The following is a 22651-nucleotide window of genomic DNA, read 5'->3' as shown; positions in this document are numbered from 1 at the left end:
TTTCTATATTATCCTTTGACAAAGGAAATCTTTCAAGTATGTATTACCTTTTGAGACCAATCCCATATTTAAATCAATTTCAACATTAAATATGTTATAAGCGAATCTGAATCTTGCTATGTCGATTTTAATTACTGGTGGATACTTTACATACTCAATTAAAAATAGAAAATCCACAAAGCAACGAACTTCGTGGATATGTTTCTTATATGTTCTTTTTTTTACGTAAGATCGACTTTGTAATCGGTATTCCATGAAAGCGACCATTTTCTATAAATACCTTATTATTGTCGTAACCTGCTGCAATTACTCCAGCAATATATACATCTTCTATATTTGTCTCCAAGGTTTCATCATCAAATTGTGGCTTTCCTGTTTCCTTATTTATTTCCACTCCCGCTTGTCTTAAAAGGGAATAATTAGGTTGATACCCAGTCATTGCAAATACAAAATCATTATCAATTGTAGACGTATTACCATGGACTTCGTACGTTAATGTGTGGTCACTAATTTCTTTAACTGTAGCCTCAAATACCATATTTACTTTTCCATTGCGAATCAAAGACTCAAATTCAGGTAGAATCCACGGTTTAATACTTTTAGAATAATGATTTCCTCGATATAAGACAGTTACATGAGCTCCAGCTTTGTGTAACTCAATCGTAGCATCTACCGAGGAATTTTTCCCACCTATAACAACAACATTTTGACCAAAGTATGGGTGCGCTTCTTTAAAATAATGCGTAACTTTTGGTTTTGATTCTCCTGGAACATCCAAATAATTTGGTTGATCATAATAACCAGTCGCTAATATGACATAGGACGCATGATATACATTTTGTTCTCCATGTATATTTGATGTAGTTATCATAAAACCTTTACCATTTTTGTTTTTTATGAGTTCAATTACGTTCTCATATGGACGTATACGCAACTTTTTTCTTTGGGCAACCTCTCTATAATAAACCATCGCTTGATTTCTAACTGGTTTTTTATTTTCTGTAATAAAGGGAACATCGCCAATCTCAAGTCTGTCACTTGAACTAAAAAATGTCTGATGTGTAGGATAATTACTTATGGTCTGAGCAACGTTTCCTTTTTCTAATAATAATGGTTCTATACCTTCTTTTTGTAATTCAAGAGCAGTAGCCATACCACATGGACCTGCACCAATAATAATTACTTCCTCCTGTTGCATGAATTGCCCTTCTTTCCTTGCCAGTTTAAAAATGACGCTAAAAACAAAAGAGTTTTATTCAAAAGAAACAAATGAAGCACTTTTTACAAATATACTTCGCTTATCAACTGGGATGCTGGCGAATCACCTCATGTATATCTACTAGAGATTATTCGCCTATGCTTTCTTCCGCAGATTGATTATACGTATATTTCCAAAGATTTAGTGCACGTATTGTTCAACTTTTTGAATTAAGCCTATTTGTTATGTCAGCGTCACTCATACTTATTGATCTATTTTTAAACAACACATTTAGACCCATCCACGGAAACGAGATGCTTCTGCCATCTTTCTTACACCAACCATGTAGGCAGCTAATCTCATATCAATTCTCCGTGTTCTAGACATGTTATAAATGTTGTTAAATGATTTTATCATTATTTCGTGTAATTTTTTATCAATTTCTTCTTCTGACCAATAGAATCCTTGATTGTTTTGAACCCACTCAAAGTAGGATACTGTAACTCCACCTGCAGAAGCTAAAACATCCGGTACAAGTAATATATCACGTTCAGTTAGTATTTTGGTTGCTTCCATTGTTGTTGGGCCGTTAGCAGCTTCTACAACAATCGACGCTTTAATATTATGTGCATTTTCACGGGTAATTTGATTTTCCACAGCAGCTGGTACAATAATATCACAGTCTAATTCAAATAGTGCATCATTGGAAATAGTATTATTAAATAATTTCGTTATCGTACCAAAACTGTCTCGACGATCCAATAAATAATCAATATCTAAACCTTCCGGATCGTGCAAGGCACCATAGGCATCAGATATTGCGACAACTTTCGCACCTGCATCATGTAAAAACTTAGCTAAAAAGCTTCCAGCATTTCCAAAACCTTGAATAACAACACGAGCGCCTTTAATATCTATCCCTTTCTTTTTAGCTGCTTCATTTAAAACTATTGTTACACCTTTTGCTGTAGCAGATTCTCTTCCATGTGACCCACCAAGAACAATCGGTTTACCAGTAATAAAACCAGGACTGTTAAATTCATCAATTTTACTATACTCATCCATCATCCACGCCATGATTTGTGAATTCGTAAATACATCAGGTGCTGGGATATCTTTTGTCGGTCCTACAATTTGACTAACCGCGCGAACATATCCACGACTTAATGCTTCTAATTCACGGAAAGACATTTCACGAGGATCGCAAATAATTCCCCCTTTAGCTCCACCATAAGGAAGATCAACAATCCCCGATTTTAAACTCATCCAGATAGAAAGCGCCTTTACTTCAGTTTCTGTAACATCAGGGTGAAAACGTATGCCACCTTTGGTTGGGCCAACTGCATCATTATGCTGAGCACGATAACCTGTAAATACTTTTACATTTCCGTCATCCATTCTTACCGGTATACGGACAGTTAGAATTCGCATCGGTTCTTTTAATAGTTCAAATACTTCATCGGGGTAACCAAGTTTATCCAATGCACTTTTAATAATAGTTTGTGTTGTATTTAAAACGTCCATATTTTCTTGATTCACATTTGAAGAATCTGCTGCTTTATCGGCTACCATGAATTAACCTCCTACAATATATATATCCTTGTTTTGCCCACTCAAAAATTAGTATACACCTTCAAACAGAATATGCAATAACATAAACCAAATCTGACACCTTTTAACAGATGTTCTTATAATGGAATTATTCAAAATAATATCGTTTATTTTGAAAATGTGTTAACAATAAAACTAAAATTTAATGTTAGTAAAAGAAACGCTTGATTTGTTGCACAGTATCCTCTTCCATAATTAGTTTTCCATATTCCTCAATTCTATGAGAAGTGACAATACTAGGGTTAGCGTATTCAGACATGACACCAATTATATCTTCTTTATCGACACTTGATAATTCAACATTATCTAAGATCATATAATATCTATCATCCATATGATACAGACGAATGTTTTCCAGACCCATAGGATCTAAATAAGATGTAACAGAAATTATATCTTCAAAGTCCACAAAAGAGAAAATTAACTCTTTACTCTCATCCAATGTAACCTTCATCTCGATATAATCTTCATCCTCATTATTATCTTCAAATTGTTGTGTTACAAATATGTGCATTCCTTGAGCTTGCATTAAATGAACTTGAACTAATAACATTCCTTCTAATTCAATACCAAGCTCACTACTTGCCTCATACATCATATCACTGAATAAGCTTCGAACATTTGATGCATCATGCCATAAATCTTCTCTTGTAAAACCACGTTCAATAAGATCATCGAACGTTAAAAAAATCTTAAATTGATCTGTTGAAAGACGTTCTATTCGCATCCTGCATCCTCCCTCTTATCGAAGTGCTCATTCTACATTCCACTTTACAAATATAGTGATGTTTAGAAGCACTTTATATACTATATGCATTTTATCCGAGTGATGAACAGTTCAAACTTGTTTCAGTTATTCAATAAAAAATATATTAGAATCAACTATCCATAACACACCTGAAACCAGTACGGATAATATAATGATTATCATTATAAGGCGAAACAAAGAAAAATTTAATTTGAAACGCATACGCTTAGAATTATAATGAACGTCTTTTCTTGGTGGTAAGTTTAATATATCCATTTCCAGCTCTTTATGCTTGGATGTTTGTATAGAATCACTGTTAAATTCTTCATTTGAACTATCGTTAAGTTCTTCTACCGCTTTTCTTAAATCTTCTGCCTGATCTTTCTTTGTCTCTTCAGTAATATTCGACATGCTAAGCACCTCATTTCTTGAAACGGATAATGAAACCTAATACTACATCAATGACAAAATGAGTGGTAATTGTAATAAGTAAATTTTCCGTTCGTTCAAATATCCAACCAATAAAAAAACTTACTAAAACTACCGATACAAATAACACGGGTTTTTTTAAATAACGGATATGTACCAAAGCAAACAATAGGCTTGCAAAAACATAACCAAAAGTGATTTGAATTGTCCCTCGAAATAATAACTCTTCACATATTGCAACTAACAATGTAAAACCAATAATAAACAAGATAGATTGATTTTCAAAAATTCGTTTATTAATTCCACCATCATCAAAAGATTCTTTTGGAAAAACACTCATCAGAACAACATCAAATACAATCACGATCAGAGCTGAACCACAGCCAATTAATAAGATTTCATTAATGTTAAGATCAATATAGTTCAACCACTCTTTCCATGAAGGAAATAAAATAAGACTTAAAACAAGACTAATAGCTAACAATAAAAGCTGTGAAAAAACTAATTGATACTTTAATTCTTTATCGGATAATTGCTTTATAATTTCATCTTGTTTCATATTCTACCTCGGCCATATGAAAAATAGATTGTAATTTGCTCTGCCAGGATAAAAACTCAGGTGATTTATTATTAGTTGATTTTGGTTGCCACTCACTCCACTGAAAATAACAATTACTACAACATTGCCCTTTGCTTGGACGATAGCTGTCTTGAAAAGGCATGTACAGTTTTTGGCGGTAACATTGATCACTGTTTACCCAATGGATCATCTCCGCGAGTTTCTTTTCTTTATAGGTAACTCGTTTTTCTATATAGGCACTTATTTCTTTTTTAATAATATCTATATTAGTCTCTTCTGTAATTAATTGATTTTCCACTATCATATCATGTTTTTCTAACTGCGACCGTATGAATCTCCATTGAAGCTCACTAATTTGTAGATAAGAAATGACTTCCTCATCATTAATGGTGTGAACTCCTTGTTTTGAAAATTCCTGCAACCAATCTACAATTCGGTATACATCTTCTTTCGTTGGTAGTTCTTGTTGAATTATTTGTTTAGGCAATACCCAATCACCACTAGTATATAAAATCACTGCCACACTTTCTTTTCCATCTCTTCCTGCTCTTCCAACTTCCTGAATATAAGACTCTATTTGTGAAGGTAAATGATAATGTACAACGAGCCTGATATCAGATTTATTGATTCCCATACCAAATGCACTTGTGCAACAAATTACATCTAACTGGTTATTCATGAATTGTTGTTGTATATGTATTCGGTCGGTAGCCTCCATCCCACCATGGTAATATGCGATATTTCTGTTTTGTATGGTGGAAGATAACCATCTAGAAGTTTCCTCCGCTAAGTACCTACTAGTAAAATAAATTAGAGTTGGTACATGATATTGTTGGATTAATTCCCGTATTCGTTCTTTCTTTTCATCAATATTATCAATTTTTTCCACACAAAAAGCGATATTATCTCTATCCATTGGAAAGATATGCTTCGTGATGTGAGATCGATTTAAACTATTAATAATATCATCTTGAACATCTGGAGTAGCAGTCGCACTTAATGCTAATAAAGTGGGATTACCCAATTTAGCAATAATATCCTTAAGTTTTAAGTAGTCCGGACGAAACTCATGCCCCCATTGTGAAATACAGTGAGCCTCATCAATTACAAATAATGTTACATTAATCTGCTTCAGTTGTTGAACAAATGTGGTATTTTGCAGCCATTCGGGAGACACATAGATAAGACGATAATTTCCTAAATTATTAAGCACATGGTACCTTTCATCTCTAGAAAGGAAACTGTTTAAAGCGATTACGTCTTTTATTCCCTTTGCCTTTAATTCCTTAACTTGGTCTATCATTAATGATATTAACGGGGATACAACGATTGTTAATCCATTTTGTAATATTGCTGGAAGCTGGTAACAGATTGACTTACCGGAACCTGTTGGTAGTACACCGAGAACATCATTACCATTCATCACGTCCGTTATAATCTCTTCTTGTCCTTGGCGAAAAGTATCGTATTGGAAATAATACTTTAGAGCTTCCACTAAGTTAACTTTGGAATTTATCATTGCTATCCCCCCTATCCTTACCTATTAAAGCTAAAGTCAGTCGAATCTCAAAGTAGCTAATGTTATGATCTACGGATTGTTTAATTTCTCGCAGACGATAGGTATTTGATTTTCCCATTGCTTTAAAGATGGTTTCTACAGTCTCTTTGTTAACAAAATTATAAATAGGAAATTGATGATCCTGGATTGCTATTTCTACAATATGGTCTTGGATCGTATTAATTTTTAAGTTTCTTATACGAACGATATCGTTTATTCGATGTCCTTTTTTTAATAATGTATAAGTTTTAGTTGCACTGCTACTTAATGGAGTATGTTTATCTTGTAAATCTTCAATTATTGCCCGCATTATCGGATACTCATCTAGTTTTGTATGTATAATGTGCAAAAAATGCATGATTACTTTAGAAAGTAACAATTCAATGTCCTCATGTCCAAGTTTATGTTTCTGGGATAATTGTTCTATACTAGCTCCGTAGTATTTGTAACCAGATAGTCGATCTACAAAAATTGATGCTTCTTTATCGCTAAGTAACATAAGCTGTTGATGTAGCTCTTGATATAATTGAGTTTGAATCTTGTGTAAGTTACCTTTATACAATTGAAACTTTCGCTTTACAAAATTTTCAGCAATCCACTTATCCGTGGTAGGTATAAAATTAAAGTTCTGTTGATATGTATTTGATATAGTTTGAATTAACAGTAGTAATCGATCCATAAATGGCTGTACTAGTTGATGATATTTTATTCCGTAAAAACTTTGTAATTGATCGATTTGCATCTTTACAAATTCTTTACCTTTTGGTGTTATTTCATAATAGCTTTCTTTGGTTTGTATTAAATAACGATGATGTTCTAAATAAACAATCTTCTTACTATATGTTTCTTTTGATAACGATGGTAAGACACCATAAAACGAATCAATCCTATACAAATAAGCATCTTGTACAGTTTGAATTGATTTTTTAGCCGTTAACAAATGATAGATACTTGAAGCAGAACGTTCAACTTGAATTCTCTCGAAACATAGTAGAATAATACGTTCAAGAAACATAATAACCTCCTTCTTTATAGGAAGACTGTCATCAGTGGAGCTCATTCGCTCACCTATAGACATATATAATTATACCGATTGATCGTCGATTTGAAAATTGATATAACAATTGTCATTTGTTATCAAATAAACATTTCTTTATTTCTATTTATAATTATATCATCGACCATAATAATCCCCTATAGATGTGATCATCTATAGGGGATTATTGACCGTAATTATCCGACATCTATTCCGAAGGGTAGTCATGTTTGTTTCGTTTCAGTAGAAGAAGACGTAAATCATCACTGAATATTAGATTCCCCTTTATGTTTTCTCTGAAAAGAGTTTGTTACTATAATTCTTTATTAGTCGCTTTATTGCTGGATACAGCAATAAAAGAAATACTCCATTTCCTACTGCATGAGCTGTATCAAATGGTAGTCCAGCTACATAATAAGGAATAAAATGACCAGTTACTTGATAGGTTGTTAATGAGATAACAAATCCATATAAATAACCAGCAAAGATACCAATTGTTACAATAAACCATAGTGGAGTTTTCGCTACATATTTACCTATTAAACCACTTATTAAACCTATCATGCACCAGGAAATCATTTGCCATATTGTCCATATACCCATACCTAATAACATATTGGACAAAAAAGTAGTTAGTATTCCAACGATAATAGCAGACAATGGACCTAATAGAATTCCACAAACGATGATGATAGCTGTGACTGGTTGAACATTAGGAAGAAATTGAAATGCATATCTGCCACCGACTGCTAGTGCGCTTAGAATTGCAAGTAGTGTCAGTCTATACGTGTTCATAGCCTATTCCCAAGACTGTAAATCAAAAACGACTTCATCTCCTGGTGATAACTCATAATCACCAGCACCTACCGTAGCCATTTCACCATTCACCGTGTACATCCATGCAGTCTGTTCTTCGTCACTAGATTCTACACGTTCAATGGATGTAATAAATCCACTGTCATCTGCTTCTATAAAAAAGTTTTCTTCTAATACTTCTAATAGAATATCTCCTTCTTCAATTGAAATTGTCTTCTCATTTACGTGTTCACTTCCATGATCAATGGATATTGTTATACGAACTTCATCATCAGCCAATTCTTGAGAAGTTTCGTTTGTGCTAACTCTTGTATTACTATTATTTTCCTCGGATGTACTATTTGAACAACCTAAAAGTAATCCAATCGATAATAGCAAGACTCCTACATATGAAAACCATTTTTTCAATAAACCCATCTCCTTTTAACATCATTGCACACGCCAAACCATGAATTAAAATGTATTGATTTTTTCATGCCAAATATTTTCTGTATTCATTACCATGATTTGTCAATATTATTTTTGCTTTATTGGAATTTCAAAACTAAATGTTGTTCCAACATCTAGTTTACTTTTCACATATATTGTTCCATGATGAGCGTCAATAATATTTTTGGCAATAGCTAAACCTAAACCGGTCCCTTGCTTTTCTTTTTTAACTCGGGATTTGTCTGCTTTATAAAATCGTTCAAATATAAATGGTAAATCTTCTTCTGGAATTCCACTACCACTATCTTCCACTTCTACATATAATTTATATTGATTACTTGTAGCAAATACCTTTACAAAACCATTGTGAGAGGTATGTCGTATTGCATTATCGATTAGATTCGTTAATACTTGTTCGATTCGGTCAGGATCCATTTCTCCAACTTGAAGGTCGATATCAGTTTTAAGTTCTAATTCGACTAGTTCATCACGAGAAATCCCTTGAAATTTGTGAACGATTCTTTCAATAAATGGTTGAATTGCTACAGAATCCAAACGTAACTGAATCTGACCTGCCTCCATTCGGGCTAAATCGAGCAATTCATTTACTAACCTTCCCATCCTTAGGGATTCTTCATATATAATTTGTGCTAACTCATTTTTCTCTTCTTTTGAACTAGCAACATCATCAACGATTGCCTCACTATATCCTTGTAACATAGAAATAGGAGTGCGAAGTTCATGAGAGACATTTGCAATAAAGTCTTTTCTTAACTTATCTAATCTTCTTTCTTCCGTCATATCCCGGACCACCGCAACACAACCACGAACATGGGCATCATCATATAGAGGCGTAACGAGCATGACATAACTACGACCTTGTACTGCAGACTCTTTTAGAACGGCATGTTCTTTTGAAATCACTTCTAATAGTGCTTCCTCGACTTCTGTCGGAAGATGGTTCTGTTTTTTCGTTTCTTCAGGATTTTCATAAAACCATTCATCCATATATTTCTTTGCTGGTGGATTAATGACAAGAACTTCCCCTTCACGATTTAATGTAAATACACCATCTGCCATAGAACTAACAATACTGGAAAGTTGTTCTTTCTCCTGTCGTAACGCATTAATATGATAATTCAATTGATGGCCCATACGATTAAATTCAATTGCTAGTTCACCAATTTCATCACGTGTAAGTACAGGAACTTTTGTGTTAAATTCCCCACGTGTCAAATTATGAGCAGCTTCTTTCATCTTGATCAACGGTGATGAAATACGCGTGGATAAAAAGACAGCAAAGAACGTAGTTAAAAGTATGGCAATCCCAGCACTCAACAAAATAAGTTTTGTTGTTTGATCTTTTGTCTGGTTAATCATATCAAGTGATTTAAAAACAAATACTGCTCCACCGTCATCTATTGGTGCTCCTACAAGAATTACTTCTGTATCATTAGCAGTATATAATTGATTACTAATTTGTTTCTTTTCCACGATTACAGTTGAAATTTCATCTTGCTCTTCTATCCATTCAACGTCAAACTCATGAAGGCTCTCATCATTACTACCTGATATCCAATTATCTTCTTCGGAATACATAATAGCAATCCGGCTAGAAGGATCTTTCAACATCTCAGTAACTTCTTCAATAAAAGGCTGGTCATGATCTGTTTCCACCAAGGAAGATATTTTTGTCGCCATTTGTTTCATTTCGTCTTCAGCTTCTTGAATATGGTAGTTATCAAAGAATTGCATTAAAAAAAAGGTGAGTATACATAGAACAAATGATACTAATAATAGAATAGTTAAAGACAGTTTACCTACAACACTTTTCCAAAACATTAGCTATCTTCTACCTCAAATTTGTATCCTACACCCCAAACCGTTACAATCATTTTGGCAGCTTCTTTAGAAACAGTATTTAATTTCTCTCGTAGTCGTTTTACATGTGTATCGACAGTTCGTAAATCACCAAAAAACTCATATTGCCAAACTTCTTTTAATAACTGTTCTCTATTAAATACTTTATCTGGAGCATTCGCTAAAAAGCATAATAGTTCATATTCTTTCGGTGTTAAACTTACTTCTTGGTTATCAGCTGTAACTCGATGTGCATCATGATCGATTGTTAGATGTGGAAATACAAGCATATTTTTAGATGATGTATCTACTTCTTGATAGGTTTTCGCTGATACTCTTCGAAGTAGGGCTTTTACCCGTAGTACAGCTTCTCTTGGGCTAAATGGCTTTACAATATAATCATCAGCCCCAACCTCAAATCCTTGTACACGATTCGATTCTTCCCCTTTAGCAGTTAACATAATCACAGGAGTATCTTTTTCTTTACGTAATTCTTTACATACTTCGATACCGTCTTTTTCGGGCATCATAATATCTAATATAATTACATCATAATCATTAGCTAGCGCTTTTTCTAAAGCAATATTTCCGTCAGCTGCTTCATCTACTTCAAAATCTTCTTTTTCTAAGTACATTTTTATTAATCGACGAATTCTATCTTCATCGTCAACTACTAGTATTTTATGTGTTATATCCATCATCGGTCCTCCTCAGGTCAATTCTATATAAATTATAAACGAATACATAGTAAAAGTTAAGAAATCCAGCGTTCTTAATAATTTCACATAATTACATGATGAAAAAATATATTTATACGAAAATCCGAACTATCAAAAGCATAAAACATTCTATGCGATGTATAGTTCGGATACTATTTGTTAACTTATTCTGTCATTTAAGCATAAGAATGTAGACCTGCTAATACTAGATTGACAACAATTAAGTTAAACATGATGATTGCAAATCCTACTACTGCAAGCCAAGCAGACCTTTCACCATGCCAGCCTCTTGATAATCTTAAATGTAGGAAAGCTGCATAGAAGAACCACGTAATGAGTGCCCAAACTTCTTTTGGATCCCATCCCCAGAATCTTCCCCAGGCAATTTGTGCCCAGATTGCAGCAAAGATTAGCCCACCAAGTGTAAAAACTGGAAATCCAATTGCTACAGAACGATACATGATCTCATCAAGCATATCTGGTTTTACACCTTTTAATACTGGTTGTAGTTTTGCTCCAATTCGGTTTCTTGTAAATAACAATGTTAATAGGTATATGGCTGATCCTGTAATAAATGACCAAATAACTGTATTGAATTTTCTCCCAGCATCAGCACCTTGCATCCATTTAGGAGCTTCAATTATAGGTGACATTGCATTTTCCGTTAACAACTCACCATTATTTGGTCCTGCAATTGCCGGAAGATGATATTCTGTCGTCGTTGTTGCACCATTTTCTGTATATTCAAAAGAAGCTTGATAGGATGCCATATTAAATGCAGAAGTGATAACGATAAAACCAATAAACAAAAATAGACAATATAAAACTACTTCTAATGAAATATTGCGTAAGGAAACTTTTGATTGATCAATTTGACGGATTAAATACATTAGTCCGGCCACAAAACTGATAAATAGAATTCCTTGTCCAAGTGCTACAGTCGTTACATGTATACTTAACCAGTGACTTTGTAACGATGGAACTAGAGGAGATACTTCTGTTGAGAACATACTAGCATAAGCAATAATTATCATTGTAATTGGTAACGCAAATAATCCAAGAAATGCAGTTTTGTAATAAATATAGATTATGATAAATGCTAGTATCATGGACATACCTAAAAATGTTGTAAACTCAAATAGGTTACTTACAGGTGCATGTCCTGTTACCGCCCATCGGGTAAAGAAAAAAACAAGTTGTGAAACAAAACCCGCAATAGTAATAACTAGGCCAATTGTTCCTGAAAGCGATTTTTGATGGCGTTCTTTCTTATTTTGACGGATGGCACCACCAAAAAAGAACGTCGCGATCAAGTATAAAATAAAGGCTATAAATAACGCTCCATTACTAATACTTAATAAATCCATTGATTATCCTCCTAATACTGGAGTAGTTGCATAAAAAAGCAACTACTCATCCAGTTCTTGTTGATCATTAACCATGTTAATCGAAGTACCTTCTAGTGATTTTTCAATATCCTTCTTAATACCAAACCAATTTTTATTGGTATGCCCAGCTAAGAATACGCCATTATCTGTCGGGTGAATCCAAACACGACGGTGTTGCCAATACATACCTTGAATGACTCCAATCATAAAGATAGCAGCACCTACAATAAAGAAAGGTAACGTCCGGTCAGCATTCAACGTTAATCCACTTGCATCTCTTAATTCAAAATCTTCCATGCTAATCTTAAAATCATTCTCACCAGTAGCGTCGATATTTTTACCTATTCCTAAAAAGCTTACTTCTCCCGTTTCAGACTCTGGTGGGAATAAGGTCATCACGAACGCAGGATTTCTCGGATGATTTGTTTGTGAGGCGGGATTTCCCTCCTCTGTCATCACATAATCAGGAAAATAGTTAGTTAGCTCAACTCTAAATCCATTATCTAGTTCGTAGGTAGATTGCGGTTCTGATAAGTCTATTGAAAATGTAGATAAAGCTGTTTCATTTTCATCGTCTGTTTCATGAATCTTAAATGTAAATGAATCAAATTCATTTACTTGATAACCAGATTGATAAAGAGTATAACCATCAAATTTTGCTGGTTGATTCATTTGAATCGATTGCCTTGATTGTTCCTCTAATTCTGGTTCAGCACCAGGAATATCTGCATTCTTTGCTTCATAAATGATTACATCTGTTTGAAAATTACTTGGTATTTCCCCTTCTTTTAAAATTGCTTCCTGAAATCTTTCATCTTCAGGATCATGAGTTTCCATTACAAATTGTTCATTCTTTATGTAATACTGCCCTTCTGTTCCTGGAATTACCATCTGTTCGCCTTCTCTAATCCACATGTACTCTTCTGAAAACATAATAGGAGTAGTCCGCAACAATGCTGCTAAAAGTATAATAATTAACCCGATATGATTGACATACGGACCCCAGCGAGAGAATCTTCCCTTTTCAGCTAGAATATGGCCATCATCATAAGTAAGTTTGTACTTGGATTTTTTTAAGTTCGACGCTAATTGATCAATTTCTTCTTTACTTATCTGATCTGTTTCACTATATAAACGTTGTCTTGATAAAAACTTAACATGCTTTTTAGCACTTTGATTTCGTAACGCTCGAAATAATGGTACAAAACGATCCAAACTACAAATCACTAACGAAATACCAATTAGTGCAATAAGTACCATATACCACCATGAGCTATATAAATTATGGAAACCGAGCTGATAATAGATTAAACCTAAAATGCCATAACGATCTTCATAAAAGATTGCTGGATCACGAGATACTGCATTTTGTGGAATAAATTCTTCTTGTGGAAAAATAGTTCCAAAAATAGATGCAACTAAAGCGATAACAATTAACCAAACGCCTACTTTTACAGATGAAAAGAAACTCCAGATTTTATCTACAATTGACTTTTTATATGTTTGTGAACGACGAGCTGATCCATCATATCTCATATTTAACAGTTTGGAGTCTTGATTCCCATCAATATGTTGGTTCCCTTCAACGGGCTTTCCACAAGATTCACATAATACTGTTCCTTCGGGATTAACATGGCCACACTCACATTTTATCTTATTCATACTATCCCTCCATCCCAAGGCCAATCTTAATTCTATTGCGGAGTAATATCATTTAAATATCCTTCTAACCTATCTAAGGTTAGTGCCCCTTGGACAATTTCTTCTATCTCCCCATCAGGATTAATAAAATAGGTAGTAGGCATAGGGCCAATTTTATATAGATCCTTTACCTCTCCATTTTTATCATGAGGAACCGGAAAAGTTAAGTCATATTCTTCAATAAATTGATCTACAACTAACTCTGTTCCATCTAGGCTTACTGCAATAATTTCAACACCTTTTTCTTTATATTCCGGATATAAATCCTGCATATAAGGCATTTCTGCTTTACATGGGTCGCACCATGTTGCCCAGAAGTTCAACATTACACCTTTTCCCTCTAAGTCACTTAACTGGACCGTTGTTTGTTCAACTTCATCACTAATCTGGTTTAGTTGAAAATCGGGAGCTGCATCACCAACACGATATATTTTATTATCATCTTTCATATTAGAAACAATAGCGAACACTACTGCGGCTACTAGAATAAGTAATATGGATGACCTAAAAATGAAGCGATTTCTTTTTTTCTTCTGTTTATTAGTCTTATTTTGTTGAATATCCAATGTAACACTCCCTTCCCAGGTCATTATATCACTTATAACTATTTGTAAATTTGACCATTATCTTACAATTTTTGAGCATGTGCACGTAATTGATTGACTTCTTTAGGAGTTAACGCTCGATATTCGCCTGCGTTTAAGCCTTCTAAACCAATAAAGTCGTACCGTTCACGTTTTAACTTCATGACTGGGTAGCCCAGTTCTTCCAGCATTCGACGTACTTGACGGTTTTTCCCTTCATGTAATGTTAATTCTATAATTGAAGTCTTCTTCTGTTGGTCCGTAGATAGTAAATTTACTTGAACTGCTTTTAGTACATCTTTATCTGAACGTATTCCTTTGTGTAATAAAGCTAATTCCTTTTTATTCGGTATACCTCTTACCTTTGCAATATATACCTTGTCCATTTCATGTCGAGGATGCATGAGTAGGTTAGCAAATTCCCCATCGTTTGTTAATAGTAAAACTCCAGAAGTATCATAATCCAATCTTCCAATCGGAAAGATTCGTTGTTCTACGGTTTTAAAATAATCGGTAACTACTTTCCTGCCTTTATCATCTTTCACGCTGGAAATTACGCCTCTTGGCTTGTATAAAAGAAAATAAACTGGAGTTTCTTTTTCAAGTGGGACACCGTCTACAACAATTTCATCATTCGCTGTAACTTTAACTCCCATTTCTTGAACAATTTCTCCATTCAATTTAACTTTGCCCTCAAGAATCATTTGTTCAGCTTTTCTTCGTGATGTAACCCCACTCTGTGCGATTACTTTTTGAAGTCTTTCACCATTGTTCGTCATTCTAATCACCATTCTTTTTGTATTTAACCATAATAATAGCGTTAATATTATATTAACGCTATCAAGTGTATTATCCAAACATTATTTTAACAAGAACTATTGTAGAAAGTATAGCAATAAGATCTGCAAGTAATCCAACCTTCAAAGCATATCGAATCTTTTTAATCCCTACAGCTCCAAAATAGACAGTAATAATGTATAAAGTCGTATCAGTACTTCCTTGCATAACAGAAGCAATTCTTCCTATGAAAGAATCGGGACCATAAGTTGAAATCAATTCCGTAGTCATTCCTAATGCTGCTGTACCTGATATTGGCCTTATTAATGCCAGTGGTAAAACTTCGGATGGAATTCCAAAGACAGATAAGATTGGTGAGATTAGTTGAACAAAAGCTTCCATTGCTCCCGAGCTCCTAAGAATAGAAATAGCTACAATCATTCCAACCAAAAAAGGAAGCAAAGAAAATGCCGTTTTGACACCTTCTTTCCCTCCTTCCACAAATAAATCGTAAGCTGGTATTTTTCTTACCGCTGCCATTATTAGAATAACCAATATAAAACAAGGAATTATCCAAATACTAATAGATGTTATAATCTCCATTAATTTTTCCTCCAAGTACTTTTATAATGGTAAAAACGATCAATTATTAGTCCTGCAGTCGTGGCAATGATTGTGGCCATTATTGTTGCAGAGACAATTTCTGTTGGAGAAGCAGATTCATATTGCATTCGAATTCCAATTACTGTCGTAGGCACTATGGTAAGTCCTGTTGTATTCAATGTGAGAAAAGTGATCATTGATCGAGAAGCGGTATCATTATCGTTATTTAGTTTTTTCATTTCTTCCATGGCTTTAATACCAATCGGAGTTGCCGCATTTCCAAGTCCAAACATATTTGCTGTCATATTTGAAAGAATATAGCCAATTGCAGGATGATCTTTTGGTATGTCAGGAAATATTCGAACTACGATTGGGCGAAATACTTTTGCTAATAAATCAAGTAATCCCGCCTCTTTGGCGATTCTCATCATACCTAACCAGAAAACTAATATACTAATAAGTCCAATGGATAATGTAACCGCATCTCCAGCACTTTCAAAGATTGCTTGATTTACTGCCTCCATATTTCCGCTAAACATCGCATAGACAATTCCTATTACTGCCATGGAGATCCATATCCAATTGATCATATAGCTTCTCTTCCAATAATTGATTCAAATACTGTTTTTAAGTTATCAAAGATAGAGTCTTCTTTCTGTGGTTCTCCCGGATAAATATATGATTCATACACTTCTAAATTGTTTATATAATAAACAGATTTCCCAATCGCTTGCTTCAAATCACTATTTCCTTTTGATAAGAGATAATTTTTCACATCAAGTTTATCTTTTCCATCCTTTAGTAAAGGGAGGTGTACAGCTTTCTTAAAGTTACCGTATACGGTACTTGTCTCAGGTTTAATATGATAAAGTGCTGTCCCTTCCTCTTGTACTGTTTTCATTTCAAATTGATCAAAACCCCACTCAAACATACTAATATGATCTTGCCAGTCATCTGGAGCATCTAAAGTTACTGCAATTAGATCCATACCATTTTTATGAGCCGAAGTGACTAATGTTCTTCCGGTAGCTTTCGTATATCCAGTCTTACCACCAGTACAATAACTATATAAACGAGTCAGGAGTTTATTTTTATTTTGCCAGTGATAGGTTCTGTTTTCTGAAAGATATGACTCAGATTCACTAACTTCTCGAAACATAGGATCATCCATTGCATATTTCATTAGAATCGCCATATCATATGCACTCGAATAATGCGTGTCTGAATCTAAGCCATGTGGATTATCAAAATGCGTATTTTCCATCCCTAACCACTTCGCTTTTTCGTTCATTAAGTAAACAAAACCTTCTTCACTTCCCCCTACATGTTCAGCTATTGCTACGGCTGCATCATTTCCAGAGCGGAGCATTAATCCATAAACTAAATCTTTTAAGGGGATTTCTTCACCCTGTTCTAGATAGATAGAGGATCCTTCTGTATAAATTGCTTTTCTAGAAGTAGTTACTTGTTCATCTAACATTCCAGATTCTATAGCGATGATTGCTGTCATGATTTTTGTAATACTAGCTATAGAAGCTTCTTCATTAGCACTTTTCTCAAATAACACTCTACCTGTAGACTGTTCAATTAATACTGCGTTATTTGCAGAAACAGATGGTAATGCTTGTCCATACAAAGGAAAACTCATGATTATAAGTAAAAATGTCAATAATCCAATGAATACACGCATCAGTTCTTGTCCTCCTAGATATCTTTTCTATAACTATCTTATGCAAGTCAAAAATGGTTATGAGTACAAGCGATAATTATTTATTTTGCTAGAAGAAATGAAAAATAAAAAAATCCCATAAAGGGATTTAGATGATTCAATATCATTTATACTTCGTCTTGAAATCTTTCGAAAAATAAATCTGCTTCTCGTTCTTCTTTATCAGGGTCAATATTTTCAGGTAGTGGTGGTAATTCATCTAAGGCTGACAAACCAAAAAAGGTAAGAAACTCTTTGCTTGTTTGAAACAATACTGGTCTTCCAACCGTGTCTTTTCTTCCACATTCTTCTATCAAACTTCGTGTTATCAGTGTTTGGACAGGTCGTTCACTACGAACTCCTCTAATCTCATCAATTTCTGCCCTTGTTATAGGTTGACGATAAGCTATTATAGCAAGTGTTTCCAAAGCTGCTTGTGACATTTTACTTGTACGTGGAGAATCAATTAAACGTTTAAAATAAGAGCTATGTTCTGGTTTTGTAGTTAAATGAAAAATATCATTCGATTGAATTATCATTAATCCACGGTCTTCCCGTTCGTATTCAAACCGTAATTCCTCTAATAGATGCTCCACTGCATCAATTCCGATATCTAATATTTTACTTAGTTGTTTTAACGTAACACCTTCATCACCACTGGCAAATAGTAACCCTTCTGTAACGCCTTTAAGTTCATTCATATTCACGTAGATTCCTCCATGCTAAATAAATACAGGTCTTCAAAGTGTCTTTCTTGTACAGCGTATATTTGCTTATCTTTCATTAATTCAAGAACTGCTACAAATGTAACGACAACATAATTTTTAGTTGGCGTTGGAAATAATTCATCAAATACCAATCCGTTTGAAGCAGACTTCACCCGTTGAAGCACATCTTTCATTCGTTTCTCAATGGGAATATCCATTCGTTGCACTGTAGTATCATGTGGCTCGGACCATTCTTTTCTTTTCAACATTTTATTTAATGCACCAATCATATCAAATATAGAAATATCCGTTTGATTTGTTGTAACCTTCTCTGGTATGTCATTGAATTCAAATACAACTGGTGGTCGAGTGTATAATTGATTTTCTTCATTTTCTTTTTCTTTTAACCGTTCTGCTACTTCTTTATATTTGCGGTACTCGATCAATCGTTGCATCAATTCTTCTCTTGGATCTTCCATATACTCTTCATCAAGATCATCTTCTAATTCTTGTTTTGGCAAAAGCATTTGGCTTTTTATTGCTAATAATGTGGAAGCCATTACTAAGTATTCGCTAGCTAAATTTAATTCCAAGTGTTGCATAGTATGTATATACTCCATGTATTGCTGTGTAATTTGAGCGACAGGAATATCATATATATCGATTTCATATTGATTAATTAAATGTAATAATAAATCTAATGGACCTTCAAATGTATCCAGTTTTACTTTATATCCTTCGTGCATAATATGATTTCCTTTCAAAAAATAATTAGATATGTGAGTTGTGCCCATACACAGTATACATATCTTACATAAGCTATAGCGTAATATAAATGTTATCACAAAACATTTATGTAATGAACACAAAGGAGGCAGTTAAACATGAGTGGTGGATATGGTTATGCAGGAGGATTTGCGTTAATCGTAGTATTGTTTATCTTGTTAGTAATTGTCGGTGCTGCTTGGTACTAGAAAGCAGAGCTTAAATAAAAGCATTATACTTTTTCAAGCAGTATATACAGCTGACGAAGAAAACCAGCCCATTAGTCAATGGGCTGGTTTTCACCATTTATTCCTTGCTATCGACCTCTGAACTGTCTATACACTTTTCAAAGAAATCTTCTATTTCCTCGGTCGGTGTAATTTCATACTTATTACCATAAATCCGTTGAATCTCCAGAATCATCTTCTGACCAATCCCACTGTTACGATGAGATGGATTTACGGAAATATGCTGAATTACTAATGATGTTTCATCCAAAATCTGAACACCAATTGCACCTAATACATCGTCCTCTTCTTTCCATAAATGTAGATGCCAGTGATCAAGTTGTTCATAATCTTTGATTGTTTGCTGTAATTTTTTTACGTCTTTCTTTTCTTCGGGCATAAACGATAATAAGCCCATTGCAATTTTTTCAAGATTTTTTTTATAACGAATTAACATAATTACCCCTCATTATTGCTGTAATGGTAATTCTATATTATAGTTAGACAATTATTAATACCAACTAACTATATATATTATTTATGTCATGCTATATATTATTTGTCAACTTTGCTCCATTTAGATTTAGTATAAATATCTCTTATAGCATACCATACAACTAAACCGTCAGATGATTTATTCTTCCATTGGAACGGAATCATATTAACAATTGCTATCCAAAGATTAAACCACATAGCTAAGCTAACTAACAGATAATCACTATCTATCCCAAACGGAATTAATAGCATAAAAAATACAATGATATTAAATAGAGGTCCTAAAAGAGCAATAAATGCTCGTTGGTGTGGTAGCAAGTCATGACTAAAATGATAATAACTTCCCCCACCTAATATGTACAAGGAATATATGTTGACCTGAAGATTTCCTACACGTTTTTTTATTATAGGTGATCCCCAGCCAATATGTATAGAGATATGAACTGCTTTATAAACAAATGACCCTGAAACATGACCAATTTCATGTATCAGGGTAATAATCGGAGCAATAATAAACAAAAATAAAACAATATCTATTAAGCTCATTATTATAACCGATTAAGAATCAATACGAATTTCTTTCATCGTATCGCCATTTCGCATTGCTTTTGCATGTTCAATTCCTGATGTAACTTTACCAAATACAGTATGGACTCCATCAAGATGAGGTTGAGGTTCATGCACAATGAAAAATTGACTGCTTCCAGTATCTTTACCAGCATGCGCCATTGATAAAGAACCTTCTTCATGTTTGTGTGGATTATCTTCTGTTTCACACTTTATTGTATATCCAGCTGAACCAGTACCATTTCCTACAGGACATCCTCCTTGGCTTACAAACCCTGGAATCACACGATGAAAAGTAAGGCCATCATAGAACTGATCAGAAGCAAGTTTTTCGAAATTAGCAACGGTATTAGGCGCTTCTTCTGGATAGAGTTCAAATTCAATTTTATTACCATTTTCCATTAAAACATATCCTGTTTTCATAATAATTATCTCCTTATATCATAGATTCTTATATATTTTATCACTTCTTGTCAAATATATAAATGAATAACTCTCCTTATTCGTAGGATAAATCATTACGTACTACATCTTGATAGGTTTCTCTTCTAACGACTAATTGATCTTTTCCATTTTCCACAAATACTACTGCAGCATTTGGAAGTCGGTTATAGTGACTCGCCATAGAGTAATTATAAGCACCTGTTGAGAAGACAGCTAGAATATCTCCACTATTAATTTCTGGAACTGGTAAATCCCATATCAGCATATCTCCAGATTCACAGCATTTACCTGCAATAGAAACTTCTTTTGTAATAGGTTTTTTTGGATGATTCGCAATAACTGCTTCATATCCCGCATTATATAAGGCGGGTCTAATATTATCTGTCATTCCACCATCAATAGAGTAATATTCTCTAATTCCAGGTATCTGTTTGTTTGATCCAATGGTGTATAATGTGATTCCAGCATTTCCAACAATAGATCTACCTGGCTCTATCCAAATTTCTGGCATCTCCATTGACAATCGTTGGACATGTGACTGTACAGCGTCCGCCATACCCTCTATATAATCTTCTAGCGGTAATGGTTGGTCATCTTTTGTATAACGTATTCCAAACCCTCCGCCCAAATTGAGGACATTGGGCTGATATTGATATTTAGTATTCCATTTTTCTAGTTCAGAAAACAATAAATTAGTAGCTACTTTAAATCCACTTGTTTCGAATATTTGTGAGCCTATATGGCAATGCAGTCCTTGAAAACGAATTCGTTGATGTTGATATAAACGTTTAAATGCTTGTTCAGCTTGTCCATTTTGTAAATCAAATCCAAACTTTGAATCTTCGTTTCCAGTCATGATATATTGATGTGTTTTCGACTCAACACCTGGTGTTACACGGATTAAAACATCCATTTGTTTTTGTTTTTCTTCTAGTACTTCTTCCAACAGATCAATATCATGAAAATTATCAATGACAACACACCCAATTTCATAATCTACTGCCATCCTAATCTCTTTCATACTTTTATTATTCCCATGCATATGTATTCGTTCAGTTGGAAAGTCAGCTTGTAAAGCTGTATATAATTCTCCTTCTGATATAACATCAAGACATAATCCTTCCTGTTTAGCTACCTGAAGCATAGCGATAGAAGAAAATGCTTTACTCGCATAAGCGACTTTTCCTACTATACCATTATCCGTAAACGCTTGTACAAATGCCCGAGCGTTATTTCGAATAAGCGCTACATCATATACATACAAAGGAGTACCATATTTCTGTGCTAAATCAAGTGTGTCCAGGCCACCTATTTCTAAATGTCCTTTTTCATTAACTGTATAAGGGTGAGTATCTATTATCATAATTCAAATTTCCCCCGTAATTTCAAATAATAAAAACACTTTATCACAACACCGTAAAAAACAAAAGCATGAATTATAATCAATATACTCATAAATTAATAAAAGCTTGAGACAAATGTATTTACTCAAAAGATAAATCCGTTTGAATAGGTTTTGAAAAATCGCTTTAAGAAATATACTCCACTCATCCACATCTGGCGGCTGATAAGACGCCAGGTGCTCATGCATCAGTGTCTCACCTATGCCTTCCTCCCACCGGAGTATCCGTATATTCTTTTGCTATTTTTTTAATCATTTGTCTATTGACGGAAATTTTTGTTTTTGTCACAAGCCCAAAT

The 22651-nt window shown here is 34.0% G+C and carries 25 protein-coding genes; 1 reads left to right on the top strand and 24 read right to left on the bottom strand.

The window, feature by feature from the left end:
- Nucleotides 1–205: 205 nt before the first annotated feature.
- The 20 genes from ABC346_RS13340 to ABC346_RS13245 form a co-directional block, all read right to left on the bottom strand.
- Nucleotides 206–1198, bottom strand: a complete 993-nt coding sequence (locus ABC346_RS13340) for a YpdA family putative bacillithiol disulfide reductase (RefSeq protein ID WP_413235306.1) — start codon at nt 1196–1198, stop codon at nt 206–208.
- A 291-nt stretch (nt 1199–1489) separates the two neighbouring features.
- Complete coding sequence (locus ABC346_RS13335; protein ID WP_413235305.1) at nt 1490–2770, bottom strand: Glu/Leu/Phe/Val family dehydrogenase; 1281 nt, start codon at nt 2768–2770, stop codon at nt 1490–1492.
- A 187-nt stretch (nt 2771–2957) separates the two neighbouring features.
- The gene (locus ABC346_RS13330; protein WP_413235304.1) at nt 2958–3536 is read right to left on the bottom strand and encodes a genetic competence negative regulator; all 579 of its coding nucleotides are present in this window, start codon (nt 3534–3536) and stop codon (nt 2958–2960) included.
- 126 nt (nt 3537–3662) lie between these two features.
- On the bottom strand, nt 3663–3968 hold the full coding sequence (locus ABC346_RS13325; protein WP_413235303.1) for a hypothetical protein: 306 nt from the start codon (nt 3966–3968) through the stop codon (nt 3663–3665).
- 10 nt (nt 3969–3978) lie between these two features.
- Complete coding sequence (locus ABC346_RS13320) at nt 3979–4545, bottom strand: CPBP family intramembrane glutamic endopeptidase (protein ID WP_413235302.1); 567 nt, start codon at nt 4543–4545, stop codon at nt 3979–3981.
- Complete coding sequence (locus ABC346_RS13315; protein ID WP_413235301.1) at nt 4532–6085, bottom strand: RecQ family ATP-dependent DNA helicase; 1554 nt, start codon at nt 6083–6085, stop codon at nt 4532–4534. Before ABC346_RS13315 ends, ABC346_RS13320 begins: the two co-directional genes overlap by 14 nt.
- The gene (locus ABC346_RS13310) at nt 6066–7139 is read right to left on the bottom strand and encodes a YpbB family protein (protein ID WP_413235300.1); all 1074 of its coding nucleotides are present in this window, start codon (nt 7137–7139) and stop codon (nt 6066–6068) included. The genes ABC346_RS13315 and ABC346_RS13310 overlap by 20 nt, the downstream gene beginning before the upstream one ends.
- 306 nt (nt 7140–7445) lie before the next feature.
- Entirely contained in the window at nt 7446–7955 is a 510-nt protein-coding gene (locus tag ABC346_RS13305; protein WP_413235299.1) for an ECF transporter S component, read from the bottom strand.
- 3 nt (nt 7956–7958) lie between these two features.
- Nucleotides 7959–8393: a DUF4430 domain-containing protein gene (locus ABC346_RS13300; RefSeq protein WP_413235298.1), complete on the bottom strand. Its 435-nt coding sequence runs from the start codon at nt 8391–8393 to the stop codon at nt 7959–7961.
- A 99-nt stretch (nt 8394–8492) separates the two neighbouring features.
- Nucleotides 8493–10247 carry an ATP-binding protein gene (locus ABC346_RS13295; protein WP_413235297.1) on the bottom strand — a complete coding sequence of 585 codons (1755 nt, stop codon included), beginning with the start codon at nt 10245–10247 and terminating at the stop codon, nt 8493–8495.
- Entirely contained in the window at nt 10247–10963 is a 717-nt protein-coding gene (locus tag ABC346_RS13290) for a response regulator transcription factor (protein ID WP_413235296.1), read from the bottom strand. The genes ABC346_RS13295 and ABC346_RS13290 overlap by 1 nt, the downstream gene beginning before the upstream one ends.
- A 197-nt stretch (nt 10964–11160) precedes the next feature.
- A complete protein-coding gene (gene ccsB, locus ABC346_RS13285; RefSeq protein WP_413235295.1) occupies nt 11161–12351 on the bottom strand; it encodes a c-type cytochrome biogenesis protein CcsB in 1191 nt (396 codons plus the stop codon).
- Between the two features lie 42 nt (nt 12352–12393).
- Nucleotides 12394–14034, bottom strand: a complete 1641-nt coding sequence (gene resB / locus ABC346_RS13280; protein ID WP_413235294.1) for a cytochrome c biogenesis protein ResB — start codon at nt 14032–14034, stop codon at nt 12394–12396.
- 32 nt (nt 14035–14066) lie between these two features.
- On the bottom strand, nt 14067–14639 hold the full coding sequence (gene resA, locus ABC346_RS13275) for a thiol-disulfide oxidoreductase ResA (protein ID WP_413235293.1): 573 nt from the start codon (nt 14637–14639) through the stop codon (nt 14067–14069).
- A 62-nt stretch (nt 14640–14701) separates the two neighbouring features.
- The gene (locus ABC346_RS13270) at nt 14702–15436 is read right to left on the bottom strand and encodes a pseudouridine synthase (protein ID WP_413235292.1); all 735 of its coding nucleotides are present in this window, start codon (nt 15434–15436) and stop codon (nt 14702–14704) included.
- A gap of 70 nt (nt 15437–15506) precedes the next feature.
- Nucleotides 15507–16037 (bottom strand): spore maturation protein, encoded by a 531-nt coding sequence (locus ABC346_RS13265; protein WP_413235291.1) that lies wholly within the window; start codon nt 16035–16037, stop codon nt 15507–15509.
- Complete coding sequence (locus ABC346_RS13260; RefSeq protein WP_413235290.1) at nt 16037–16627, bottom strand: nucleoside recognition domain-containing protein; 591 nt, start codon at nt 16625–16627, stop codon at nt 16037–16039. Before ABC346_RS13260 ends, ABC346_RS13265 begins: the two co-directional genes overlap by 1 nt.
- The gene (locus tag ABC346_RS13255) at nt 16624–17727 is read right to left on the bottom strand and encodes a D-alanyl-D-alanine carboxypeptidase family protein (protein ID WP_413235289.1); all 1104 of its coding nucleotides are present in this window, start codon (nt 17725–17727) and stop codon (nt 16624–16626) included. The genes ABC346_RS13260 and ABC346_RS13255 overlap by 4 nt, the downstream gene beginning before the upstream one ends.
- 146 nt (nt 17728–17873) lie before the next feature.
- Nucleotides 17874–18452 carry an SMC-Scp complex subunit ScpB gene (gene scpB, locus ABC346_RS13250; protein WP_413235288.1) on the bottom strand — a complete coding sequence of 193 codons (579 nt, stop codon included), beginning with the start codon at nt 18450–18452 and terminating at the stop codon, nt 17874–17876.
- Nucleotides 18449–19198, bottom strand: a complete 750-nt coding sequence (locus ABC346_RS13245) for a segregation/condensation protein A (RefSeq protein ID WP_413235287.1) — start codon at nt 19196–19198, stop codon at nt 18449–18451. The genes scpB and ABC346_RS13245 overlap by 4 nt, the downstream gene beginning before the upstream one ends.
- 138 nt (nt 19199–19336) lie before the next feature.
- Between ABC346_RS13245 and ABC346_RS13240 the strand changes: the two genes are divergently transcribed.
- Nucleotides 19337–19426: a YjcZ family sporulation protein gene (locus ABC346_RS13240; RefSeq protein ID WP_413235286.1), complete on the top strand. Its 90-nt coding sequence runs from the start codon at nt 19337–19339 to the stop codon at nt 19424–19426.
- A gap of 97 nt (nt 19427–19523) precedes the next feature.
- Here ABC346_RS13240 and ABC346_RS13235 read toward each other — a convergent pair whose 3' ends face one another.
- From ABC346_RS13235 to lysA, 4 genes are all read right to left on the bottom strand, one after another.
- Nucleotides 19524–19901 carry a GNAT family N-acetyltransferase gene (locus ABC346_RS13235; RefSeq protein ID WP_413235285.1) on the bottom strand — a complete coding sequence of 126 codons (378 nt, stop codon included), beginning with the start codon at nt 19899–19901 and terminating at the stop codon, nt 19524–19526.
- A gap of 98 nt (nt 19902–19999) precedes the next feature.
- On the bottom strand, nt 20000–20485 hold the full coding sequence (locus ABC346_RS13230) for a hypothetical protein (RefSeq protein ID WP_413235284.1): 486 nt from the start codon (nt 20483–20485) through the stop codon (nt 20000–20002).
- A 12-nt stretch (nt 20486–20497) separates the two neighbouring features.
- On the bottom strand, nt 20498–20929 hold the full coding sequence (locus ABC346_RS13225; protein WP_413235283.1) for a peptidylprolyl isomerase: 432 nt from the start codon (nt 20927–20929) through the stop codon (nt 20498–20500).
- A gap of 76 nt (nt 20930–21005) precedes the next feature.
- The gene (lysA, locus tag ABC346_RS13220; RefSeq protein ID WP_413235282.1) at nt 21006–22313 is read right to left on the bottom strand and encodes a diaminopimelate decarboxylase; all 1308 of its coding nucleotides are present in this window, start codon (nt 22311–22313) and stop codon (nt 21006–21008) included.
- Nucleotides 22314–22651: the final 338 nt, after the last annotated feature.

Source organism: Oceanobacillus phoenicis (assembly GCF_047238145.1).
GTDB lineage: Bacteria > Bacillota > Bacilli > Bacillales > Amphibacillaceae > Oceanobacillus.
This window is presented reverse-complemented; position numbering and strand designations above follow the sequence as displayed.